General features: G+C 48.6%; 22 protein-coding genes, 1 tRNA gene and 1 pseudogene. 17 read left to right on the top strand and 7 right to left on the bottom strand.

All coding sequences use genetic code 11. From position 1 onward, the window contains the following. Positions 1-58: 58 nt before the first annotated feature. Positions 59-502, top strand: coding sequence for an Lrp/AsnC family transcriptional regulator (locus tag NWF04_08690; GenBank protein MCW4006651.1), 444 nt, complete (start codon positions 59-61; stop codon positions 500-502). A 15-nt stretch (positions 503-517) separates the two neighbouring features. On the opposite strand, the gene NWF04_08695 is transcribed toward NWF04_08690, so the two are convergent. Together NWF04_08695 and cysK are read right to left on the bottom strand one after the other, a co-directional pair. Continuing rightward, positions 518-1,549 carry a serine acetyltransferase gene (locus NWF04_08695; protein ID MCW4006652.1) on the bottom strand — a complete coding sequence of 344 codons (1,032 nt, stop codon included), beginning with the start codon at positions 1,547-1,549 and terminating at the stop codon, positions 518-520. 67 nt (positions 1,550-1,616) lie between these two features. Beyond that, positions 1,617-2,558: a cysteine synthase A gene (gene cysK, locus NWF04_08700; GenBank protein ID MCW4006653.1), complete on the bottom strand. Its 942-nt coding sequence runs from the start codon at positions 2,556-2,558 to the stop codon at positions 1,617-1,619. Between the two features lie 183 nt (positions 2,559-2,741). On the opposite strand from cysK, the gene NWF04_08705 reads away from it, so the two are divergent. The 7 genes and pseudogenes from NWF04_08705 (at position 2,742) to NWF04_08735 (ending at position 8,051) form a co-directional block, all read left to right on the top strand. Then, a tRNA-Leu gene (locus NWF04_08705) sits at positions 2,742-2,829 on the top strand. A 239-nt stretch (positions 2,830-3,068) separates the two neighbouring features. Continuing rightward, on the top strand, positions 3,069-4,184 hold the full coding sequence (locus NWF04_08710) for a putative sulfate/molybdate transporter (GenBank protein ID MCW4006654.1): 1,116 nt from the start codon (positions 3,069-3,071) through the stop codon (positions 4,182-4,184). Between the two features lie 116 nt (positions 4,185-4,300). Next, positions 4,301-4,528 carry a ferrous iron transport protein A gene (locus tag NWF04_08715; GenBank protein MCW4006655.1) on the top strand — a complete coding sequence of 76 codons (228 nt, stop codon included), beginning with the start codon at positions 4,301-4,303 and terminating at the stop codon, positions 4,526-4,528. 5 nt (positions 4,529-4,533) lie between these two features. Then, positions 4,534-4,764, top strand: coding sequence for a ferrous iron transport protein A (locus NWF04_08720; protein MCW4006656.1), 231 nt, complete (start codon positions 4,534-4,536; stop codon positions 4,762-4,764). Further along, positions 4,761-6,754 (top strand): annotated as a pseudogene (gene feoB, locus NWF04_08725) (ferrous iron transport protein B). The gene NWF04_08720 and the pseudogene feoB overlap by 4 nt, the downstream one beginning before the upstream one ends. Positions 6,755-6,769: 15 nt before the next feature. Next, positions 6,770-7,261, top strand: a complete 492-nt coding sequence (locus NWF04_08730) for a hypothetical protein (GenBank protein ID MCW4006657.1) — start codon at positions 6,770-6,772, stop codon at positions 7,259-7,261. A gap of 271 nt (positions 7,262-7,532) precedes the next feature. Beyond that, a complete protein-coding gene (locus NWF04_08735; protein ID MCW4006658.1) occupies positions 7,533-8,051 on the top strand; it encodes a metal-dependent transcriptional regulator in 519 nt (172 codons plus the stop codon). A gap of 162 nt (positions 8,052-8,213) precedes the next feature. Here the strand turns inward: NWF04_08735 and NWF04_08740 are convergent, their stop codons facing one another. Then, complete coding sequence (locus NWF04_08740) at positions 8,214-9,500, bottom strand: winged helix-turn-helix domain-containing protein (GenBank protein ID MCW4006659.1); 1,287 nt, start codon at positions 9,498-9,500, stop codon at positions 8,214-8,216. A 221-nt stretch (positions 9,501-9,721) separates the two neighbouring features. On the opposite strand from NWF04_08740, the gene NWF04_08745 reads away from it, so the two are divergent. The 7 genes from NWF04_08745 to NWF04_08775 all read left to right on the top strand — a co-directional run bounded on the left by NWF04_08745 (position 9,722) and on the right by NWF04_08775 (position 16,443). Then, on the top strand, positions 9,722-10,129 hold the full coding sequence (locus NWF04_08745) for a hypothetical protein (GenBank protein MCW4006660.1): 408 nt from the start codon (positions 9,722-9,724) through the stop codon (positions 10,127-10,129). Between the two features lie 18 nt (positions 10,130-10,147). Further along, positions 10,148-11,206: a radical SAM protein gene (locus NWF04_08750; GenBank protein MCW4006661.1), complete on the top strand. Its 1,059-nt coding sequence runs from the start codon at positions 10,148-10,150 to the stop codon at positions 11,204-11,206. Between the two features lie 414 nt (positions 11,207-11,620). Beyond that, a complete protein-coding gene (locus tag NWF04_08755; GenBank protein MCW4006662.1) occupies positions 11,621-12,103 on the top strand; it encodes an NAD(P)H-dependent oxidoreductase subunit E in 483 nt (160 codons plus the stop codon). Beyond that, positions 12,100-13,758 carry an SLBB domain-containing protein gene (locus tag NWF04_08760; GenBank protein ID MCW4006663.1) on the top strand — a complete coding sequence of 553 codons (1,659 nt, stop codon included), beginning with the start codon at positions 12,100-12,102 and terminating at the stop codon, positions 13,756-13,758. Before NWF04_08755 ends, NWF04_08760 begins: the two co-directional genes overlap by 4 nt. Then, positions 13,755-14,459, top strand: a complete 705-nt coding sequence (locus NWF04_08765; protein ID MCW4006664.1) for a 2Fe-2S iron-sulfur cluster-binding protein — start codon at positions 13,755-13,757, stop codon at positions 14,457-14,459. The genes NWF04_08760 and NWF04_08765 overlap by 4 nt, the downstream gene beginning before the upstream one ends. Then, positions 14,460-15,002, top strand: a complete 543-nt coding sequence (locus tag NWF04_08770; protein ID MCW4006665.1) for an oxidoreductase — start codon at positions 14,460-14,462, stop codon at positions 15,000-15,002. It begins immediately after the preceding gene. A 16-nt stretch (positions 15,003-15,018) separates the two neighbouring features. After that, positions 15,019-16,443: a Ni/Fe hydrogenase subunit alpha gene (locus tag NWF04_08775; GenBank protein MCW4006666.1), complete on the top strand. Its 1,425-nt coding sequence runs from the start codon at positions 15,019-15,021 to the stop codon at positions 16,441-16,443. A 98-nt stretch (positions 16,444-16,541) separates the two neighbouring features. Here the strand turns inward: NWF04_08775 and NWF04_08780 are convergent, their stop codons facing one another. Beyond that, complete coding sequence (locus NWF04_08780) at positions 16,542-18,482, bottom strand: arginine--tRNA ligase (protein MCW4006667.1); 1,941 nt, start codon at positions 18,480-18,482, stop codon at positions 16,542-16,544. Positions 18,483-18,582: 100 nt separating this feature from the next. On the opposite strand from NWF04_08780, the gene NWF04_08785 reads away from it, so the two are divergent. Next, positions 18,583-19,431 carry a histone deacetylase gene (locus NWF04_08785; protein ID MCW4006668.1) on the top strand — a complete coding sequence of 283 codons (849 nt, stop codon included), beginning with the start codon at positions 18,583-18,585 and terminating at the stop codon, positions 19,429-19,431. Between the two features lie 121 nt (positions 19,432-19,552). On the opposite strand, the gene NWF04_08790 is transcribed toward NWF04_08785, so the two are convergent. Together NWF04_08790 and NWF04_08795 are read right to left on the bottom strand one after the other, a co-directional pair. Continuing rightward, the gene (locus NWF04_08790; GenBank protein MCW4006669.1) at positions 19,553-20,173 is read right to left on the bottom strand and encodes a 4Fe-4S dicluster domain-containing protein; all 621 of its coding nucleotides are present in this window, start codon (positions 20,171-20,173) and stop codon (positions 19,553-19,555) included. A gap of 167 nt (positions 20,174-20,340) precedes the next feature. Beyond that, the gene (locus tag NWF04_08795; protein MCW4006670.1) at positions 20,341-21,399 is read right to left on the bottom strand and encodes a hypothetical protein; all 1,059 of its coding nucleotides are present in this window, start codon (positions 21,397-21,399) and stop codon (positions 20,341-20,343) included. A gap of 398 nt (positions 21,400-21,797) precedes the next feature. On the opposite strand from NWF04_08795, the gene NWF04_08800 reads away from it, so the two are divergent. After that, entirely contained in the window at positions 21,798-22,862 is a 1,065-nt protein-coding gene (locus NWF04_08800) for a deoxyhypusine synthase (GenBank protein MCW4006671.1), read from the top strand. A gap of 13 nt (positions 22,863-22,875) precedes the next feature. On the opposite strand, the gene NWF04_08805 is transcribed toward NWF04_08800, so the two are convergent. Beyond that, positions 22,876-23,817 carry a deoxyhypusine synthase gene (locus tag NWF04_08805; protein MCW4006672.1) on the bottom strand — a complete coding sequence of 314 codons (942 nt, stop codon included), beginning with the start codon at positions 23,815-23,817 and terminating at the stop codon, positions 22,876-22,878. Between the last annotated feature and the right edge of the window lie 328 nt (positions 23,818-24,145).

Consider the following 24,145-nt stretch of genomic DNA (forward strand, 5'->3'; position numbering starts at 1 on the left):
TAAAAGAACGTTTCAAAAAGGTTAACCTATTTGAAAAAACGTGCATGGAGTGAGCATCATGGAGTTAACTGATGTAGATACAAAAATCTTGAAGGCGCTACTGGAAGATGCGCGGTACTCGAGCAGGCAAATCGCCAAAAACGTTGGGGTATCTGTTGGTACTGTGCTTTCAAGAATCAAAAAAATGGAAGATGAAGGACTCATCCAAGGCTACTCCGTCATTTTAGACCACGAAAAACTCGGCTACCAACTAACCGTGGTTACCGAAATTACCGTTGCTAAAGGCAAGCTTGTGGAAACTGAACGTGAAATCTCCAAAATCCCTGGAGTCTGTAGCGTCTACGACGTAACAGGCTTAACCGACGCCGTTATCGTAGCAAAATTCCGAAACCGCGAAGATCTAGGCGACTTTACAAAAAAACTGTTGCACCTGCCCTTTGTAGAACGAACCAACACCCACGTTGTGCTAAACGCCGTCAAAGAAAACTTTCGCCTAATCTAACTTTCTCTGCCGCGTTTACTGCTGGTTTCTTTCTTTTTTGATGTTCTTTTCAGGAATCGCCATGGTCACTTTGGTTCCTGACGGAACAGGCTCGGTTATCCACACGTTTCCCCCAATAACCACATTGTCGCCAATTACCGCATCGGGACCCAGCAGGGTTGCTCCAGAGTAAATAACCACGTTGTTTCCGATGGTGGGGTGCCTTTTCATGCCTTTGATTATGCGTCCTTTTTCGTCTTTGGGAAAACTTAGTGCGCCCAACGTAACGCCCTGATACAACTTGACGTTATCCCCAATCTCGGTTGTTTCGCCGATGACTACGCCTGTTCCGTGGTCTATGAAAAAGTTTTTGCCGATTTCTGCTCCAGGGTGGATGTCGATGCCTGTTAGGGAGTGTACGTGTTCGTTTAGGATTCTTGGAATCAATGGAACTCCGCGTAGGTGAAGTTCATGGGCTACTCGGTGGGTGGTTATGGCGAAAACTCCTGGGTAGCTTATGATGACTTCTTCGGTGCTTACGGCGGCGGGGTCGCCTTTGTATGCGGCTTCTATGTCGCCTTTGAGTAGTTTTCGGATTTCAGGAATGCTTTCTAGCAGTTCGGTGACTACGATTTCTGCGCGGCGTCGGCACACATCTTGAGGGCACTCCTCGATTTTTCGGCATATGTGCTTAAGGCTCTTCTCAACCTCATCAGTTAGTCTAGTCTGAATAGACGTTAACGTGTTACCCAGCACGTATTTCACGTTGGACTTGGTGATTTCTGCTTTTCCCCTGTAGCCGGGGAAGAATACTGTTAGGAAATCTTCTAAAACTTCTATGACAGCTTTTTTTGAGGGCAAATCTTTTCCTTCAAGATGGTCCATGCCGCCAAACGTGTCATAGTTCTCTGCTATATCCTCAACAAGCGCGGGCAAGCTTGTTTGCGCCCAATCCTCCTTAGGCGTTTGTTTGCACTTCATTAACTCCTCTAACATATCATCTGGATTCCAAGGCTCCGCCCAGCGCCCCTTGGCTTTCTGCTTTGAACTATCAGACTTAGAGTTCATCTAACGTGCCTTCCTTGTGTAATTAGAAAAAGTTGGATATAAGAGAACCGACTCCAACCCCCGTGCGTTACTTCTCTTTTTGGGCTTCTTCAAACAGCTCAGTGCTTAGGTACCGCTCTCCAGTGTCGGGAAGAATTGCCACGATGGTTTTGCCCTTGCTTTCTGGTCTTTTTGCTATCTGCAACGCCGTATAAACAGCTGCGCCTGAAGAAATTCCTGTTAGCATGCCTTCCTTTTTGGATAGCAGCTTTGCAGTTTCGATAGCGTCTGCGTCTTTGACTTGGAAGACCTCATCCACCACGTCACGTTTGTAGACTTCAGGGACAAATCCTGCGCCTATGCCTTGGATTTTGTGGGGTCCAGCTTTTCCGCCGCTAAGAACTGGAGAGTTTTCAGGCTCCACCGCCACCGCTTTAAGCGTGGGCTTTAGCGCTTTAATGTACTGGGATATGCCCGTTATTGTACCTCCCGTGCCTACCCCCGCAACCAAAACATCCACCTCTCCCCCAGTGTCCTCCCAGATTTCAGGACCTGTTGTTTCCATGTGCACCATGGGGTTGGCTATGTTCTTGAACTGCTGAAGAACTACGCAGCTTGGCGTAGTTTGGGCGATTTCTTGAGCTTTTTCAATCGCACCGCCCATGCCCTCTGTGCCTTTTGAGAGGACAACTTTGGCGCCGTACGCTTGTAGCAGTTTTCGTCTTTCTATGCTCATGGTTTCGGGCATGACAATTATGATTTTGTAGCCTTTAACTGCCGCCACCATGGCAAGACCTATCCCCGTGTTTCCGCTTGTTGGCTCAACAATAGTGCAGCCAGGCTTTAGGACGCCTTGTTTTTCAGCTTGCTCAATCATACTCTTCCCAATACGGTCTTTGACGCTCCCCCCAGGATTTGACGCTTCAAACTTTACCAAAACTACCGCGTCTAGACCCTGCGCTAAACGGTTTAGGCGTATAAGCGGAGTTTTACCTATGACCTCCAAAACGCTATCATACACACGCTTCAATACTAAACAACAACCTTCTGGGCTTAAACGTTAAACGCCAACAATAGCCACAACCCAACCCCCGCTAATATACCCTACCAAAACCCCGCCAAACACCAAAACCACCCCTCAGGGGAAGTAAAGCCTTTTAACAAGTGCTTGATTTTATATTCTGCCGCCTCATATTTAGCATCGGCAAAACTTGCGGGGGTCGCCCAGCATGGCCAAAGGCGTAGGACTGAGGCTCCTATCCTGCAGAGGTTCGTGGGTTCAAATCCCACCTCCCGCACCAACTTTTCACCTGCAATGCTGATGCTGTGTTTTGGGTGGTTTTTCTTTTTGATTTGGCTGGTTTGTTGTGTTTGAAATGTTTTTCGTTGTTATGAGTTTGTAAAGTCGCTGGTTTATATACTTGTATATATTGTAAGTTGCTTGAGGACAACGGCGAACCTTTAGAAACCAAACCTTGAGGTTCGTAGTGCGTCAGCAATGCTTGACGTCTATCAATTAATTGAAGCTGGTTAAGCGTAAATGGTAAGAATTGGTGCGTACGAGTTTAGTTTGCGCGAGTTCGCGGGCGCATTGGGCGATTTTGGTCCGCTTAACCCGTTCATTTTAGGTTACATCGCCGTTTTAGGCTTAGACCCCGCGGGAATTTTCTTGGCTATGGGCGTCACTAATCTTATCATAGGCTTGGTTTACAAGTTGCCTTTGCCTGTGGAGCCGCAAAAAGCCATTGGGGCAGCGGCGTTAAATGAGCATTGGCTTCCTGGACAAATCTACATTAGCGGTTTGGCGTCGGGTTTGATCTGGTTAGTGTTGAGTTTTTCGGGGGCGGTTAAAAAATTTGCTAAGGTGACTCCAACTGTTGTGATTCGGGGGATTCAATTTGGTTTGATGCTTCTTTTGCTTTGGGAGGCAGTTTTGCTTGTTCAATCTAACATTTTGTTGGGGCTTGCTTCTGTGGGGCTTATCTTGGTTTTGATGAAAAACAAGTACCTGCCCGCCGCAATTGCCCTCTTTGCCGTCGGCTTGGTTCTTACTTTTGTGTATAACCCAAACATCAGCCTGACCATAAACTTTGCAATCCCCCAACTATGGATACCCTCCATAGAAAGCCTAACAGTAGGCGTCATAACCGTAATCCTTGCCCAACTAGTCCTCACCTACTCAAATGCCATACTAGCCACTGCCCTAGCCGTAAACGAACGCTTCCCCGAAAGCAAACTCCAAGAACAAAGCCTATCCAAAAACATGGGCTTCATGAACACCATCCTCTCCTTCATACGGGGCATACCCATGTGCCACGGCGCAGGTGGCTTTGCCTCACAATACTTCTTTGGCGCAAGAACGGGCGGTGCAATGATAATGGAAGGTGCGATAGAAGTGGTTTTAGCCTTCTTTTTTGCAGCTTCTATTGCCAGCATCTTTGACGCTTTTCCCGTAGCCATAATCGGGGGCATGTTGCTGTTTGCAAGCTTTGAACTTGGACGCGCATCCTTCAAACTGCGGGGAACAGATTTAGCCTTGGTGGTTGTTATGGGCGTGGTTTCTTTTGTTAGCAATCTTGCAGTGGGCTTTTTTGTTGGGTTGGCTTTGTTTTATGTTTTGAGAAAGGTGAAGCGTTCTAAAAATCGTGGCAAGTAGCCTTTTGGTGGTTTTGGTTTTTTGTTTTGGGGTTTGGAGTAACGCTTATTACTTAGTTAACTTCTTCTACTGAAGATAGTAATGTCTAACTTTGGTAAGGTGAACTAACTTTGAGTTTGTGTTTAAGCAATCTAAAACCTGGTCAAACCGCCATAGTGGTAAAAATAGCTGCTACAGGCTCAGTGAGACGCCGAATAATGGATATGGGTCTTTGCAGAGGCTCTCGTGTCAAGGTGATTTGCTGTGCCCCGCTAGGTGACCCTATGGAACTTGAACTCCGTGATTACAAACTTAGTTTGCGCAAGAAAGAGGCTCAGACGATTTTTGTGGAGGCGGATTCTTAGTGGATATGCCTTTGAGTGCTTTGCCTTTTGGTTGTGAAGCTAAAATCACAAGGGTCTGCGGAGGATGCAGCCTTGCCAAGCGGCTAACAGAGATGGGGTTAACCTGCGGAACAAAAATCAAAATTGTCTGCGAAGGCAACCTGCACAGCGGGCCTGTCCTTGTTGAAGTCCGCGACTCCCGCCTTGTCTTAGGACGCGGCGTAGCAACCAAAATTTTTGTGGAGGAAAACCCATGACCAAACCCGCCTACACGGTAGCTTTAATTGGCAACCCCAACGTAGGAAAAAGCGTCATATTCAACAGCCTAGTTCCTGGCGCCCGACAGCACGTGGGAAACTGGCCTGGCAAAACCGTTGAAAAAAAAGAGGGCTACTTCTCCTACCAGGGCGTCCAAATTAAAATTGTGGATTTGCCTGGAACCTACAGCTTAACCGCCGTCGCCGAAGACGAATTGGTCTCACGCAACTACATCCTAAACGAAAAACCCGACCTTGTCGTTGACGTCGCAGATGCTTCCAACTTGGAACGCAACCTGTACCTGACTTTTCTACTCATGGAGCTAGACGCGAAGGTCTTGCTGGTTTTGAACATGGCTGACATTGCCCACGAGAAAGGCTACAAAATCAACATCGAAAACCTCTCCGAAAAACTCGGAATACCCGTAGTCTCTACTGTAGCAACTAAAGGCAAAGGCTTAGGTGAGCTCAAAGAAGCCATTCTTGGCTGCGCCCAAAAACCGTTAGGCAAACGCAAGATTTCTTATGGTCCAAAAGTTGAGGGCTTGCTTGATTACCTCGCGGGCATTTTGCAAAAGGATGCGGTTCTTTCTCAAAAGTATCCGCTGCGCTGGTTAGCCATCAAGCTGGTTGAGAAAGACGAACAAGCCTTAGAGCTCATAAAAGATAGCCCCATAAAAACGCAACTTTTGGAGGTTATTTCGTGAAAGCCAAAAAAGTCCTAGGCGAAGATTTCGACTTGGTCTTAGCTGACACCCGATACGAACTCATAAGCGACATACTCAAAACCTCACTGGTACGCGGTGAACGCAAATGGGCAATCTCCGATGTCCTAGACAAGGTTTTCCTAAACAAATTCGTTGGAATCCCCGCTTTCTTTGCCTTGTTGTGGGCGGTTTTCCAGTTCACATTTGAAGCCTCCGCGCCGTTCATGGGGCTCATCGAAATGTTCTTTGCGTGGCTCTCTAACATGTCGGCGCATATACCCAACGAAATCGTTGCTTCTTTGCTAGCTGATGGGATATTTGGCGGATTAGGCTTCATACTAACATTTACTGCGCCTATTATGTTCATGTTCTTGGCGTTGTCTTTGCTAGAAGACAGTGGGTATTTGGCTAGAGCCGCCTTTGTCTTTGACCGCGTAATGTTCAAGCTGGGTTTGCACGGGCGCTCTTTTATTCCCATGCTGTTGGGCTTTGGCTGCAACGTCCCCGCCATCATGGCTACGCGAAGCATCGAAGGCACCAAAGACCGTCTAATAACCATCTTGACCGTGCCGTTCATGTCCTGCGCCGCGCGGCTACCCGTGTACATCCTGATTGCAGGCGCATTCTTTGCAGCCCAAGCCGCAACCGCCATCTGGTCCATGTACCTTATCGGAATAATAGTTGCCATACTCTTTGCGCTGCTTCTTCGAAAGACCCTCTTCAAAGGCGAACCCGCACCCTTCATCGTAGAGTTGCCAACATACAAAATGCCCACCTTCAAAGGGTCGCTGCTGCACATGTGGGAGCGCGGCTCGGCTTTCGTTAAGAAGGCAGGTACTTACTTGCTAATTGGTGCTGTGCTGCTTTGGCTCTTGTCTGTTTTGCCTTGGGGCGTGGCTCCTGGAAGCGGCGAATCGTTTGCTGGGCAAATCGGGCAAGCTCTTCAGCCACTGTTTGCACCCTTGGGTTTCAACTGGCAAATCGTTGCCTCCCTGATCTTTGCGTTCCTAGCCAAAGAAATCATGGTGGAATCCTTAGGTGTCATCTACGGCGTTGGCGGCGAAGCCGATATTCAAGCAGCACTGGTGGCTTCCATTAGCCCTGTTAGCGCCTTTGCACTGATGATCTTTACGTTGCTGTATGTGCCATGCCTTGCCACTGTGGGAGTCATAAAGAAAGAAACAGGCTCTTGGAAATGGACGCTCTTTGCTGTAGCTTCAGAGATAATCTTGGCGTACGTGGTGGCTTGGCTCGTCGTAGGCATAGGAGGCCTAATAATCTAAAGCAGGTGAAAAATGATGACTACAAACATTAAAATGACAAAACCTTGGGCAGTTTACTCTGCATGTTTAGGCTTGGTTTATTTCCTCTTTGGCGCCCTCGAATTAACGACGGGGCTGGGGCAAGCCTACGAACTTAGCTGGATGCAACTAGACATAAGCACCGCAGTAGTCTACCCTGACGTGTTCGGAGGACTTATGCTGGTTATCATCGGCATAATCTTCCTCTTTGGAATCTCGTCGCAATGGAAAGGCAAAACCGAAGGCGCATCGTTCCTAGTTGTTGGCACTTTGCTTGCAGCTGTTTTCTTTGCCGTCTACACTGCCATAATGCTCTCACACGCAGTCGGGTTTGGCTTCTTCCACATCGTCCCTGAAGCATACGCGGATATCATGGCTGACTGGGCAGAATGGGTCTGGCTTGATGATTTGCGTCCTGGCATCTGGCTTTTTGTAGCGGCTCTTCCAAGCTTGTACTTGACGCTAAAGATTTGGAAATCACGGCGATGAAAAATGTTCAAGGACATACTTAGGGCAATTGAGGATTTGGGTGTGATTAACCTTGCAGAGATAGCCCGCAAGGCGGGTGTTTCTGAGGCTATGGTGGAGCAGGTGTTGTCTTTGCTGTTGTCAAAGGGTTACCTCAAACCCCAAGCCTCCCCTCGAGCTGCAGCGGCGGTTTCCTGCGGTGGATGCTGTAGCTCTTGCGGGTCTAATTCTGGACGTTGCAAAAAAGTATATTTAATAACTGAAAAGGGGAAAAGATATCTGGGAACAAATATTGAATGACGCTGGACCTGTTGCTAGGCTAAACGTAACAGAAGAGACTTATGTTGAAACTATAGATGCCCTGTTAAATACGCGCGGATACGCTGTAGTAACTGACATCGCCAAAGAACTCAACGTCAAATCCCCAAGCGTCACCAGTATGCTAAAAAAACTCGACTCCTTAGGATTCGTAAAATACACCCCCTACCGCAACGTCTTTCTAACCCAAAAAGGACAAAGCCTCGCAACTTTTCTCAAAAAACGCCAAACCTCCCTTCAAACTTTTCTTAACCTGCTTGGCGTAGATGAAAAAACCGCTGAAGAAGACGCCTGCGCCGTAGAACACATCGTGCACGGGTCAACCTCCGAGAAACTTTCAAAATTCGTAGAATTCGTACAAACCACCCCCCAAGGCACAAACTGGCTAGACTGCTTCAAAACCTACGAAAAACTCGGCAACTGCCCCTACCCCGCCTGCCCCTTCATAAACAAAAAATGCAGCAACCCCCAAACACCCCAGAAAAGCTCCTAACACAAACATTTGAAAACTATCTCTTGCGTAGCGCATGCCTCTGAACTCAAAGAACGGTTTTTTACGCTTTTCCCTTAAACAGAGCTCTGTTGTTTTTGGGCTGTAATGCGTTTTCATTGGAAGAAGAAACTTGGCTTTAGCAGGCAGCGTTTGTTTTTGTTATTATGTTGTTATTTGGGTTACTTGTTCGCTTAGGGCTTGTATATTTGCGATTTCTCCTGTGTCCGCCCAGACGCCTACTGCTATGACGTTAACTCCTCCAGGGTATGTCATGTCCAGGTGCAATGTCACGTACCAGTACGGTACCAAGGTTAGTGGTTCTGTTCGGGGTTGGGGGTAGAATTCTGCTGAGACGGGGTCGTCAAGTACGATGAAGTTAGAGACGTGTACGCCGTTGGCGTCCCATTCGTAGTCTTCAGCGGCGGTTTTTGCGATTTCTATGGCTTGTTCTGCGGATATGTTTGTTTGGGCGTTTTCCACTTCGTAGATGAACCAGTCGTCTCTTAGTTCGGTTATGATGTGGTTTTCAGATACGATTTGGATTCGTTTGGCTGAGAAGTCGGTTTGGTTTTCGGTGTAGTGGATTAGAATTATGGCGTTGTCTCCTGAGGCTGCGATTTTTAGTTTGGTGTTGCCTAAGACTTGGTCTTCGCTGGTTCTGTTGGCGGCTGCTAAGAGGGAGAGCATTTCGTTGAGGTATTCGTCTCCTGAGGCGAGTTTGTATCTTTCAAGGATTTGGTCGCATGCTTGGATGGGGTCTGTGGGTTGTGTTTGTGTGTAGCGTGGGGGGTAGATGGGGAAGCCTTCAAGCTGGTTGAGTTGGAAAAGAGAGAAGTGTCCGTTTCTAAACCGCAGCGTTAGCTCCAGTTCGCTAAAGCTGTTTCTAAATGAGTACTTGAAGACTTCTTCTATAACGCCGCCTAAGTCTGCGCGTTCTTCTACGGTGCTGCTCTCAAGCGTTGCCTGATACTGGCTAATGTCCAGTTGAATCACGTCCCTGATGATGGTCATGGATTTGGCGGCGGAAGTGCTCCACGCAAGCAACTGCTCATTTTGCTTTTCAAGCCTTTCATAATCTGCGTGCAACGCTTGGTAATCGTCGGATAACTGGTTAAACGAAGCATACTGAACCGCTGACATGGTGGCTAAAACTATGATGGCTATTAAAAAGGCGGCGTAGAGGGTTTTCCATCTTAACGGTAGGGTTGAGAAGCGTTTGGCGTGGATGTCGGGCACTTCTTCTGCGCCTTTCATCATGGACACTGAGGCTTTGCCAAAGCTTGACAGTTTGTATTTGCCTGCCTCATCTTTGACGACAAGCTCACCCAAGTTTTCAAGGTGATACGTTAAATGTGAACTGGGGGTTCCTAGTTCTTCAAGCATCTGCGAAAAAGTCATGTCCTTCTCTGAGAGCATGCGCAAAATTTTTCGCCGAGCCGGATGCTTCAAAGAGCTAAACATTATCGAATAAGTCTCTTCTTCCGAGCTGAACATTCAAACCCCTTCTGAACAATTACACAGTTGCTTTTTTAGAGTTTTCGTAAAAACTCCCTTGTCAATAAACCTGACGTAGAACATTGTATAGTATTATTTTCTTGTGACAAGAAATCTGTACAAAAACTGTTTTATCCAAAAATCGCCCTTGTGCATTAACTGTTTGAGGCTTCACTATGAAGAAAACTACACGGCAACAAAAAAACACCTGCTTGGACACGGGTAGTTTTGGGTCTGGTCTAAAGATAAAATATTTTTCTGTTATGGTTTTTGAAGAGGATGGTAAGACTATTTTTCAGCCGATGGTCAACGGGAAAGACACTAAGGCTCTTGAAGAATTCTTCCAAAACGGCTCTCTTGAAGTTTGGCTTCCCAACGGCGCAGCCGACGCGGAGGGTTTTGATGTTTCCATCTTAAAGTATCGTCCTGTAGTTCAGGTTGCATCCAAGCAAGCCTGCGCAATGGCTAAAAGCGCTTCTAGAACCTCGCTGCGAACAAGCCCCCTAAACTCGACACACGCAGCAACCAAACCCATCGACCCCCACAACCCCAACAGTGAAGTCATAACCAAAAAATTACCGTAACACAGAAGGCAACCAAAATTGACAACTTGTAAAGCTCCCCTGTACATGGTAACGTGGCGGTGTACGCGCCGATGTGTTGGCAACTGCCTGTACTGCAGCTATACTCCTCCTGTTAAGCCCGAGGACGCTGAAGTAGACACGAAACTGGGCTACAAAATAGTTGACGAGGTTTACGATTTTGGTTCTCCATGGTTTGGAATAAGCGGCGGCGAACCGCTAGTGCGTGAGGACATTTTTGATATAATCGAGTACGCAAGGCGCATGGGCTTTGAAATCAGCCTCATCACCAGCGGCTTTGCCTTTGACGAAAAACGCTTAGACAAACTCGTCAAAAACGAAGTCCACACCGCTGTCAGCGTGGACGGCACCCCAGAATCCAACGATATCATCCGCGGCAAAGGCAGCTACAACAAAGCAGTTCACGCCATGAAAAAACTCTCCGAAAACGGGTTACTTGACTGCGTAGTAACCACCATGACCAAATACAACATCAAAGACATGGCGCACCCAGCAGAGCTCGCAAAAGAGTACGGCGCACGCATGGTCGTCTACCACAACTTGGTTCCTGTGGGCAGGGCAGAAAGTAACATGCCTGATTTGGCGCCTACGCCTGACGAGTACGAAACCGCTTTTAACGAAATCTACGATTTGCAGGTCAAGCTTTTGGGGCAAGTTAAGATTAATGTGTATTCGCCGTTTTATGCGCGGATTGTGCGTCAACGTAATCCTGTTGATTTTTGGGATTGGTTTAGGAACGGCTACTTGGGTAAATGCAGCATAGGCGGCAACTACGTTAGCGTAACTGAAAACGGGGACTACCGCGCCTGTGGCTTCCACGAAGGACACCGCATAGGCAACGTTAAAACCAAGACCCTAAAGACCGCGTGGAATGACCTGCAAGAATCCAGCTTGTACCTGAAACTGCGTGATAAAAGCAACATCAAAGGCAAATGCGGCGTTTGCGAGTACCGAGAAATCTGCGGAGGCTGCCGAACCCGCTCTGAATACTACACAGGCGACCTGTTCGAATCAGACCCAGCTTGCGCTTACATCCCAAAAGTGTTGCGAGGGGAATAAAGGGTTTCATTCACTCTCTCTCCTATTTTGGCCTGGTGGGTTCAACTCCCACCCCCCCGCACTCCCACTAACCCCTTCCTTCTCCACTAACAAACACCCCAACCCGCCCAAACACGAACCTATTTGCCATCTATTAGGTTCCAAATTTTAATTCTATGCAGAAACCATAGGGGAGGGGGGGGGGTCTGCCAATCGTTTTTTGTTTCCTACGCCGGTTTTTTTTTGTTTGTGTGTTTGGTGTGTTTGTATATGTTGTTTGGGGTTGGTATGTGTTTTGGGTTGGGTGTATTTAGTTTTCTGTTTGGGGTTGTTTATTGTTTGAATTGTATTTGACGCCGTTTAATTTTTATATACGTGGAAGTTGCTACTTCTCTTCAGGTGCTGCTTTGAATTCACCTTGTATGAGAGTTGAGTATGTTGAAGGAAGATAAACGGAAATTAATGCTTGACAAAGCCATAAAGTCACATAACTACGAAGCAAGCGCTCTTCTGGAAATTCTCCACAAAGCCCAAGAACTCTACGGGTTCCTCAACAAAACCCTCCTAACCTACATAGCCAAAACCTTATCACTTCCGCCCAGCCACGTTTTTGGCGTAGCCACATTCTATAGCTACTTCAAAATGCGCGCGCCTGGCCAGCATGTAGTTACTGCCTGCTTAGGAACCGCCTGCTACGTCAAGGGCGTTGACGCTATCGTGTCAGCCGTAGAACAAGAGTTCAACCTTAAACGCGGAGGCTCCACTGCAGACGGCAAACTTTCTTTGTCTTTAACACGATGCATCGGCGCATGCGCTATGGCCCCCACCATAATCGTGGACGACGAAGTTATCGGTAAAGCCACCAAAGAGGTTGTGCTTGCAAAAGTTCGTCTTGCCCTTGGAGGTGTAAAAGCTTGAAACTAGATGACCTGCAAAAAGTAGCCGAGCACGAAGTCGACTTCCAACACGCCTACAAGTACCGCATCAACGTCTGCTGCTCAAGCGGATGTGTGCCCTTTGGTGCACTCAAAGTTCTCCACGCCTTCGAAGACGCCGTCAAAGAATTCGGCGTAGAAAAAGAATGCAAAGTCGCGCAAACAGGCTGCGTTGGCACCTGCTCAGTTGGTCCCGCCGTAGTCATTGAACCTGGTGACCACCTCTACCAAAGCGTAACCCCCGAAAAAGTCCGCGAAATCGTACGCGACCACATCGTCCTAGGCTTACCAGTCAAAGAAATGCTCTACCGCAACGAAGAATTCTTCAAAAAACAAAAACGCCTTGTTCTTCGCAACGCAGGCAAAATTGACCCCTCTCGCATTGAAGACTACATAGCCATGGGCGGCTACTCAGCCATAGTCAAATGCCTCGCCACCATGACTCCCCAAGGCGTAATCTACGAAGTAAAAAGCAGCGGACTACGCGGACGCGGCGGCGCAGGCTTCCCCACAGGACAAAAATGGAGCCTCGTAGCGCGTTCACAAAGCAAACCCAAATACATCGTTGCCAACTTAGACGAAGGCGACCCAGGCGTTTTCGCTAACCGTACCTTAGCCGAAGCTGACCCTCACGCCATCATCGAAGGTTTGCTCATTGCGGCGTACGCTATAGGTGCTGAGAAAGGCTACATTTACATCCGTGCCGAGTACCCGCTTGCGATTCAGACCCTGCAAAAAGCCATAACCCAAGCGCGGTCTATGTCTTTGTTGGGTGATAACGTTTTGGAAACAGGCTTCAAATTTGATGTTGAGATGCGTTTTGGTGCTGGAGCATTCGTTGCAGGCGAAGAAACCGCCATACTTGCTTCTGTTGAAGGACGACGAGCAATGCCTCGACCCCGACCCCCCTACCCAGCAAACTCGGGACTCTGGGGACAACCAACCCTCATACAAAACGTCGAAACCCTCGCAAACATACCCCTAATCATACAAAACGGCGGTGCATGGTTCTCTAGAATTGGCACCCCCACATGCGCTGGAACCAAATGCTTCTCGCTCACGGGAAACATCAACAACCCCGGACTCATCGAAGTCCCCATGGGCATCACGCTGCGCGAAATCGTCTTTGACATCGGCGGCGGCATACCTGATGACCGCAAATTCAAAGCTGTTCTTGTCGGGGGTCCTTCGGGCGGCTGTTTGCCTGATACGCTGCTGGATTTGCCCATCGACTACGGCTCCCTCACTAAGGCGGGCGCGATTATGGGTTCAGGCGGCATCGTGGTTTTGGATGACCAGTCCTGCATGGTTGACACTGCCAAGTTCTTCACGGACTTTTGTGTAGACGAATCCTGCGGGAAATGTGTTCCCTGCCGCGCGGGGCTGCCTAAGGTGCATGAAATCTTTATGGGCATCATGACTGGGAAAGGCAAGATGGAGGATATAACAACGCTTGACAAGTTTGGCAACTTCATCAAGGACGCTAGCCTGTGCGGTTTGGGTCAGACAGCGCCTAATCCTGTTTTGACTACGCTGCGCTATTTCCGAGAAGAATATTTAGAGCACATAAACGAGCATAAGTGCCGCGCGGGCAAATGCTTCCAAAACAGCGCTAAACCAGAGGAGGCTTCCCAATGAGCATCGGAACAGTACAACTAAAAATCGACGGTACCGACGTAACCGTTCCCGAAGGCATAACCATCCTAAAAGCCGCCAAAGACAACGGCATAACCATCCCCACCCTTTGCGACCTCGAAGGGCTAAAGGGTTATGGAGGCTGCCGCTTGTGTATGGTGGAAATTCACGGCTCCCCCAAACTCTTCGCCGCATGTGTTACCCCCGTTGGAGCAGGCATGGAAGTTGTAACACAATCTGACAAACTCAAAGAATACCGCAAAATGGCAGTTCAGATGATTCTTTCCGAACGCACCCACATCTGCTCAGTATGCGTTGCAAACAACAACTGCGAACTACAAAAAATAGCCAACGAACTAGGCGTAGACCACGTTGGGCTTGAACGCAACTGGACCAACCACCCAATCGACTCCACCCACAACTTTTTGGTCATGGACCCCAACCGCTGCATCCTATGTACCCGATGCATCCGCGTGTGCGATGAAATCGAAGGCGTACACACCCTTGACCTCAAGAACCGAGGCAAAAACGCCGTAATCATCAAAGACCTAGACCAAGACTGGGGAGAATCGCCCTCGTGTACGTCTTGTCGCAAATGCGCTAAGGTTTGTCCTGTGGGCGCGATTTACGTGGAAAGTGAACCTCTCTCAAGTACTAAGGATAAGGAAATAGCTGAATTTGTTTTGTCACGGAGGAATCGTTAGATGGTTGATGTACAAAAAACTCGAGTAGCAACTGTTTGGCTTAGCGGCTGTTCTGGCTGTCACATGTCTTTTCTTGACCAAGACGAAGCCCTTGTAGACTTAGCCAAAAGCATCAAACTAGTCTACAGCCCCATAATGGACGTCAAAGTCTTCCCAGACAACGTCGACGTTACCTTAGTGGAGGGCGCAGTTGCAAACGAAGAACAACTAGAAATGCTCAAGCAAGTACGCGAAAAAACAAAAATCCTCATATCCCTAGGCGACTGCGCCGTAACAGGCAACGTACCCGGCTTAAGGAACTCTCTTGACGACAGCGCCGACACCGTTTTGAAGCGCGCCTACATAGAAACCGCCGACGCACAACCACAAATCCCAAACGACGTCCCAACCCTGCTGCCCAAAGCCCTGCCCCTGCATGAAGTCGTCACCGTTGACTACTACATCCCCGGCTGCCCGCCCCCCGCCGCAACCATAAACTACGTAGTCATAGAGTTGCTGTCGGGTCGAACACCTATCATGGAGGGTAAATCCAAGTACGGGTAAACGGAGGTTATGAAAAATGAAAGAAATTGTGATAAACCCTATAACCAGAATTGAAGGACATGCCAAAGTAACCATCACTCTAAACGATGACGCCTCAGTTAAAGACGCTAAATTCCACGTCATAGACTTTAGGGGCTTTGAAAAATTCAGTGAAGGACGCCCCTACTACGAGATGCCCAGCATAACCGCGCGTGCCTGCGGAATCTGCCCTGTCAGCCACTTGCTAACCTCTGCACAAGCTTGCGATCAAATCGTCTCCATGAACGTTCCCCCAACCGCCGTACTGCTACGACGCCTCATGCATATGGGGCAACTCATCCAATCCCACGCACTAAACTTCTTCCACCTCTCCGCCCCCGACTTCCTCTTAGGCATGGACTCTGACCCCGAAGAACGCAACATCTTTGGCTTAATTACCAAACAACCCAAACTCGCAATGCAAGGCATCAAACTACGCAAGTTCGGACAAGAAATCATCGAAAAAGTCGCAGGCAAACGCATCCACTCAGGAGAATGGATAGTCCCAGGCGGCGTCAAATGGCCCCTAACCAAAGAACGCGCCGACTACCTTCTAGGAAACCTTCCTGAAGCCCTAACCATCACCCTCAAAACGCTGTCGATGTTTAAGGGTTGGCTAAAAAACTGCGACGAAGAAGTCGAAAGCTTTGGTGACTTCCCCTCTTACTACATGGGCTTAGTCACCCCAGACGGCGGCTTAGAGCAGTACCAAGGCAACATACGCATAGTTGACAACGACGGAAAAATCGTAGCCGACCAAATCTGCCCCGACGACTACGCCAAATACGTAGGCGAAGCCGTGGAACCCTGGTCTTACATGAAATTCCCCTACTACAAACCCCTAGGCTACCCGCAGGGCATGTACCGCGTAGGACCCCTAGCCCGCTTAAACGTTAGCTCACACTGTGGCACCCCCTTAGCCGACGAAGAACTCAAAGAATTTAAGGCGATGGGCAAAAACGGCATAGTTCAAAGCACCTTCCACTACCACTACGCGCGCCTCATAGAAACGCTGTTTTGCATAGAAACCGCCAAAAAAATCCTAACCGACCCCGAAGTTCTCTCTGAACGCGTCTGCGCCAAAGCCTACCCCATCAAAACCCAAGGCATCGGAGTTGCTGAAGCCCCCCGCGGCACGCTGATTCACGACTACAAAGTCGACAAAAACGGCATCATCCAAAAAGTCAACATGATAATCGCCACCGAACACAACAACCTCGCCTTCAACAAAGCCGTCACCCAAGTCGCACAAAAATACGTCAAAGCCGAACAACTCCAAGAAGGCATGCTAAACCGCGTAGAAGCCGTCATCCGCGCATTCGACCCCTGCCTAAGCTGCGCCACACACGCCGTCGGACAAATGCCCCTACACCTACAACTCATAAACAGCAAAGGCAAAATCATAGACCAACAAAAACGCTAAACCCTCCTCTCTTTCTTGCTCTTCTTTTTTCACCCAAAATTTCGTAGCGCAGCTTTTGTATATGCGTTCTTAGGCTGAACTGAAAAAAGGAATGGTGGTTACATTTTTTCGGGTGCGGTGATTCCGATTAGGTTGAGGGCGTTGCTGAGGACGGTTTTGATGGCTTGGGTGAGTTGGAGGCGGGATTGGGCAAGTTCTGGTGTGGCTGCTTTTATGACGGGGAGGGCGTTGTAGAGGGTGTTGAATTTGTCGGCGAGGGCGTTTGAGTAGTCGGCTATTGTGTTGGGTTTGAGGTACTCGGCGGCTTCTATGAAGACGTCGGGGAAGCTGGCTAATGTGAGGACGAGTTCGGTTTCAAGTTTTTCTTGCAGCAAACTGCAGTCTGCGGTTTTGTCTTGTTGGGGGGCTTTTCGTAGGATGCTGCAGGCGCGGGCGTGGGTGTACTGCACGTATGGGGCGCTGTTTGTTTCGAAATTGAGCACGCGGTCCCAAGTAAAAACCACAGGTTTGCCTGGGTCAACATCGACTAGGGCGTAGCGTACGGCGCCTGTGCCTACGAAATTGGCGATTTCCCGCTTTTCCTCCTCGGTTAGCTGGGGCGAGCGTTTGGAGACTTCTTGGAAGGCTCTCTCCACGGCTTCATCCAAGACCTCATCAAAAGTTATGTAGTGTCCTCGGCGGCTGCTCATCTTGTAACCTGGCAGCGTAACTAAATTGTAAGCGAAATGCACAAAATTCTCTGCCCAATCACCATAGCCTAGGGCGTAGAGCGCGATTTTTAGCTGCAGCTGTGCAAGAGACTGCTCCATGCCAATTACGTTGATGACTTTTTGGGCTTGGCTAAACTTCCACAGCGTATACGCAACGTCGCGTGTCGTGTAAAGGGTAGTTCCATCACCGCGCACAAGCGTTAACGGCGTGATTTCGTGGTCTTCACGCAAACCCAGCTTCCCCCGCAAATCCAACGTTTCCACAACTTTTTGGGCGTCAAACTCTAACACGCCATCTTCACTGTAGACAAACGCGGTTTCCTGAAGCCTACCCAGCACGTCGCCAACTTGGTTGCTCCACACAAAATCGCTCTCCCAATCCCACGAATCATAAAACACCTCCACGCGCGATTGCGTCTGTCTAAAACCTTCCAGGCACATGTCGCTGACTTCACGAACTAACGCTTTAGCTTGCGCTTCGCCTTTCTCGTAGGCACGATTTAGCTTGTTGATTTCTTCTTCTGGGTTTTGGTCTTCGCCGATTTTTTCTGCCAACGCCGCAAACAGCTCAGGGTGCTTTTGTTGCAGTTCAGCGGCTATGGATGTCCACTCCGAGAGTTCCTTGTTGAGCTTGGCGGTTTTATCACTGTCTTCTGTGGTTTGGGTGAGTTGGCGTTTTAACCTGTTGATTTCGACTAGGCAGCTGGTTAACGTGTAGATTTTACCGATGTAGAGGTCAACTTTTTCGGTGGGCTCGGGTTTGCCTAGTTTGGCGTATCCGTAAGCGATAACGCTGCTTTGCCTTCCCACGTCATCCACGTAGTAGTGTCTTGAAACGTTGTGTCCTCGGCGTGTTAGGATTCGTGCGATGGCGTCTCCGAGCATGGGGTTGCGTGCTTGCCCGATGTGGATGGGATGCAGCGGGTTAACGCTTGTGTGCTCCACGATAGTGCGCTTAGGCGCGTCTGTTTTGACAAACCCGTACTCGTCCCCCAACTCAGAGATGGACTCTATGGTTAAGGCGGTGAATTTGGCAAAATCCACGTAAAAGTTGACGTAGCCGCCTGCCTGCGCGACTTTAGAGATTAGTTTGAACTCTGTGAGGTCAACTGCGTTTGAGACTTTGTTGGCAAGGTCAGCGGGTTTTTGTTTGAGTTTTTTTGCCAACTCAAAGCATACTGACGAAGCGAGTTGCCCAAAGTTTGGGTTGGACGGTTTGCTTAGTGGCAGGTTTTCTACTTGTACTTGGGGAAGTTCCCTGTTCAACGCTTGCTTAAGCACACTTTGGCATTCACAGCGAAACTCAGCAAAAGGATTTTGTGAAGTCACAACGGTTTTTCTCCTGAAATCTGGGGTACTTCAAGCTTTTATTTAGGTGGTTATATGTTTTATTAAAACGTCCTTATCTACGTATGGATGCGTCAAAGCCATGAAAACCCCTATTATTTACTCAGAAAAATGCCTCAACTACGGTGGATGGCACATCGAAGGACCCCCACGCATCAAAAAAGCCCATGACATCCTTAAAGAAAAAGGCTACCACTTCATTGAGCCACAACCTGCGCCTGAAGAGACATTGTTTGCAGCTCACGACGCCGACTACATCTGGAACCTAAAAAAGAACATCGTAGAAGACCCCGACACCCCCGCGTACCCCAACATCTACGAATACGCGGCACTTAGCGCAGGCGGAGCCCTCTTAGCCGCGGAACTCAACGGGTTCTCCATCATGCGCCCCCCAGGGCACCACGCAGGACGAAACGGCGCAGCACTAGGCGCATACACCCGAGGCTTTTGCTACCTAAACAACATCGCCGTAGCCGTAAAACACCTAGCCCTCCCCACTTTGATTTTGGACATTGACGGGCACCACGGAAACGGCACCCAAGAAATCTTTGAAGACGACCCAAAAGTCTGCTACATCTCATTGCACAGCTACCCTCATTTCCCCGGAACAGGCGCTGCCCACAAAGGAAACAGCCTCAACTTTCCCTTGGAGCATGACTGCGGCGAAAAAGTCTACCTTGAAACGTTAGATAAAGCGTTGGGTATGGTGGATTTGGAGAGGTTTGAGTTGGTGGCGGTTTCGGCGGGGTTTGATACGCATAGTGGTGATTTGGCTTCTTTAGGTTTAACAGAGCCTTGTTACCGTGAAATCGGTAAACGCATTGGCAAACTGGGTAAACGCACGTTTTTTGTGTTGGAAGGCGGCTATGTGGGCGAACAAAACGGTTTAGACCTTGACCAGTTGCTTCATGGTTTTGAAGAAAACCGTTAACCTGCCTTTTTTGTTGTTTGTGTTAAAATTGTGTGGTTTTCAAAGTTTACTCTAAAAGTGGAGAGAGGCATGTGCCTCGTGAATTAGGTTTTTCGTTTCCGTTGCTGCCGTAACGAGCAGGTTATTGTTTGCCTTTTTTGGCTTTGCCTTTTCGGCTTAGCCCTTCGAGTTTTTCTGCGACTTTTTGTGAGCGTTGTTCGGCTTCGGCTAGAAGCGGCTTCCAGTCTTTGTTGGTTACTGCGTCGTTTAGCTCTTCGCATTTTTTAGGCATCTGTTCTAGGGCGTCGTTGAATCGTTTTTCTGCTTCCTCATCTGTAGTAATAACCTCTAATGCTTCTTCGGGGCAGAACTCAACACATTGGGGTTCTCCATCACACAAGTTGCAGGCTATAGCCAACCCTGTCTCGGGATGAATGGTGATTCCACCGTGGGGGCATGCTTGTACACACCAGTCACAACCCTTGCATTTCTTCTCGTTAACCATCAATGCGCCAGTTTCTTCACACTGCGACAGAGCCTTCTCAGGACAAGCAGTCACACATTTAGCATCATCACAAGCACGGCAAGTAAGAGCAAAATTAAACAGCGGCTTCATACGGACAACGCGAATTCTAGAGTACAGCGGATTCCAGACTTCTTCCCCTTTCTCTTGGCTGCAAGTGTATTCGCAGATTCCACAACCCGTACACTTCGAAGGATCAACAGAGACGAATTTCCTTTGAGCGAATTTAGCAGATGACATTGCAGTAATCAACAATCCTTGGGCTATCTAAATATTTCTGTAACACAACCCGCTTTCCACGATACCAAACACCCATCCACAGCCACATAAAGCAGACCCCTCCCCTACTGGTTTCTGCATAGAATCTCTATTTGGAGCCTAATAGGTTGGTGTCGGTGGTTTGGCGGCTACTGTTGCGGCGTGGTTTTTAGGAACGTTTGTATTTTCTGCGCGAGTTTTTCGGGTTCTTCGACTGCTTCTCCGTCCCAGAGCAGGTACGGCGCTGCCCACGCATCGGTGAAGCATCCCTGCTGTATGCCCGCACGATTTATCATGCGCAAGTTCACATCAAAACCTTCCAAATTAGCCCCCATAGGACCCGACACCAAGACGATATTGAAGCTGCCATAACCCTGCGCCTTGTAGAACCACAATACCCTGCAGATGCCCTCTGCAAGCCCCATCCACTCGTTCTTGCTCAGCTCAAGCAAATGCGATTTCCCACGAACAACCGCCTGCACCTCATTGAGACCACGCAGCGGCGCAAACGGAACCAACCACTCCACGCCTCCAGATTCAAACAAGTACCGCTCGTTAGCGTCTTTTTCGGCGGCAACCAAATCACTCCAAAAACTGCTCTTGTTTTCTTGGTAGTAGGCTTGGCTTTTCTTTAGCATCAGCTCTGTCAAGTAGAAGGGGCGGTCACGCACCAAAACTTGCATGTGTGGATGGAAAATGCTTGAGCCCGCAGGCGTCAAAAAATTAAACGCAAACACGGGATACTTGATTTCAGGCGCAACCTCGACGAGGCGTTTGAGATATTTTGCCGCTCCTTCAAACCCATCCAGCAACAACTGCGGCGAAAACTCATCCAATTCCAAACTATGCGCCCTAGACAAAATCGCCAAAATGCTCTGCTCCGCATGCCCCAACAAATTCGGAATAACCGTAGCTTCGCCCTGAACTATCCTGCCCTCCGCAAGAAAGTTCTTGGTGAACATGGGCGTTTTTGACCGTACGCTTTCAGGGCAAAACGGGCACGTCGCCTTGGTTTTCTGCGCCAAATCTGCAACCAACTGTGCATCCGACTTTAGGAACCTGTCCACATAGTTTAGCATGCCTTTGATGACGGTGGTGTTTCTGCCCGTCAACGGGTCAGCACGGTACTCAAACGTTATCTGCTCCTCCTCAAAATTCTTCAGTGGACTAAGAATCTTTGCGTGCTTAACAACCCTGCTAAACTCCAAAGTAAACACCACCAAATACAGCGTCAACTAACCCTTAAACTCTTTTCATCACCCAGAAAATAGGGAAAAGACGCTTTTGGGCAGTCTGCGTTTTGCTGTGTCTTTTGGCGTGTTTGTTGTGTTCTTTGAAATGATTTGTGGTTTGCAATAAGTGTTAAATGAATTCTTGTGTCCTGAGCGTTGGATAGCTATGTCTGAAGCTGATTTAAAAGAAATTGCAGATTTGCTGGTAAAGCTAAACAAGAAGATAGACGCCGTTATTGAAAGGAAAAACCAATAATCTAACCCGCAAAATCCACCATCTTTAAACGCTGTTTGTTTTGTTGTGCCGTGTTCTTGGGATAACAAATTTCAAATATGACCCTTTTTATCAGGTTTTAGAAAAGGTGTGGATGTTAATGAGTGATTCTTATTTTCAAAAGAAGCTTGAGCCTATCAAGGTTAAGCCCAAGAGTGTTAATGAGTTATTGACGGATATGGCTAAGACTGCTTATCAGGGCAGGAAATTAGGCGAAGCAGTTGATGTTTGGGAGAACATGGTTAAGGAAAAGGATTTGACTATTGCTTTGGGTTACGCGGGCAGTATGAGTACGGCGGGGCAGTGGACAATTATTAACTGGCTTATCGAAAACCGTTTCATTGACGTTTTGGTTAGCACGGGCGCAAACGTAAGCGAAGACATCGTTGATGCCATGGGCTTTGGGTACTGGCAAGGCAGCCACCTCGCAAACGACCAAGACCTCTTAGACGCCGACGTAAACCGCTACTACGACGTGTATGGAAAAGAAACCGACTACCGCAAAATGGAAGAACTCGTAACCGACTTCGTCATGACGCTTAAAACCGACTACCCCTACAGCAGCGCAGAATTCTTCCACGAACTAGGCAAATACCTCACCGAAAAAAACATACCCGCCATAGCCGCAACCGCCTACCAACACGGCGTCCCCATCTTCAGCCCCGCTTTCCTCGACAGCGCATACGGCGAAACCATCCTCATGGCAAAAAACAAAGGCCACAAAATCATCGTCGACTCCGCCAAAGAATTTGAGCAGTTCGTGCAAATCGGAACCAAAACCAAAGACGTCGGAGTAATCTACCTAGGCGGAGGCGTCCCCAAAGACCTCACCCAACTCATCGCAATCTCCGTATCACCCATGACCAACGACCAAGGTGTAGCAGGCAGAAAAGGCGGCTTGCGCAAAGGTCTGCAGGAGTACTATTACCCCCACAAATACTCCATCCAAATCACCACCGACTCGCCACAGTGGGGCGGCTTAAGCGGCTGCACCCTAGAAGAAGCCATAAGCTGGGGCAAAATCAACGCCCAACCCAACACCCGCGCCGTCTGCTACTGCGACATAACCATCGGACTGCCACTAGTTACCCATGCACTATGCGAACGCGTAAAAACCAAACGCAACGGACCCGACATGTCCTGGATTTTTGAAGGCCTAAAATAAGCCTTCTTTTTTCTTATTTTTTGGTTTTGTTTATTCTGTCGAGTAGTGCTGTTGTCATTATGGGTAGGGCTATGGTGGCGTCGGCTTCTATGTGGGTGTGTTTGGCTTTTTGGCTGATTTTTCCCCATGAGACTGCTTCGCGGGGTCGGGCTCCGCTTAGGCTGCCGTCCCATTCTTCGGCGGTGCTGATGTAGACGACGTAGTCTAATCCGTTTTTGAATTGGTTCCACCATATGGTGTGGTGTTTGCTTATGCCTCCGCCGATGATGAGCGCTCCTGATTGTTTGGAGTCGTAGACAACATCGCAGAGGTTGCCTTCGTCTTGGAGCAGGTTTAAGCGAAAATCGTGGTCTTGGCTAAACATCCATGCTTGGTAGCCTACTGCGCCATCGGTTATGCCTGGTACGTGCACGGGTATGTTGTTTTTGGCTGCCCAATACAGAATCGAGGTTTCATCGCAGCAGCGTAAGCCGATTTCGCGGTTAAGCTCGGTCACGGACATTTCATGTTTGCCTTCCTCGTAGAGCTCCAAGAGCAAACCCTGAATTTTCTTTTCCAAAATCACGCCGTAGCTATCGTTAGGTACCAACACGTTCCCAAGCCTGTTCACGCCTTCGTCGTAGAGTTGGCTATCGTTCATAACAAAGCTGCCGCGGTAGTAGTCTTTCCAGCAGCGTGCAACATCATGATCCAGTGTGCCGCACGTCGTGATGATAACATCGAACAGGTTGCGTTTGACTAGTTCTCGAAAGACGCCGCGCAGACCCGTGGCGATAAGGTTTGCAGTAAATGAGAGGAACTTGGCGCAACCCTCTGCCTTTATCATATCCTCCAAGATGTCTACGCCTGTTGCAAGTTTGCCCGCGGTAAACCCCCATGACTGCCCCATCTGCTCAACTAACTGGTCTGTGGTCATGTTAGGAGAAAACCTGTAATCTTTGACTGCTTCTTTCATGATTTGCTCTCCTTGTGTTTATGCAATGAGTGTTGTTTGTGGATAAATAGGTGTCGAAACCGTTGGTGGGTTGTTTAGGCGGTTAGGTGGGTTATGCTGAGTTGACGCGTTTAATTGTGCGCTTGACTTTGGCTCTTTAGATGCGATACTTAAGATAGCTGAGCCTCAAACTTTCAAAATATGCGAGGAGGCTGACTTGCGCAAATCTTTGTTAGACAAGTTTGGACTTGCACGTTTGTGGCGGGTTTGTGGTTGAGTTGTTTTGGGTGGGGTGTGTATATGTTGGTGTGTTGATTTTGTGGAGATTATAGTTGCCTTTTTATTTGTC

The sequence above is a fragment of the Candidatus Bathyarchaeota archaeon genome (assembly GCA_026014465.1).
GTDB lineage: Archaea > Thermoproteota > Bathyarchaeia > Bathyarchaeales > Bathycorpusculaceae > JADGNF01.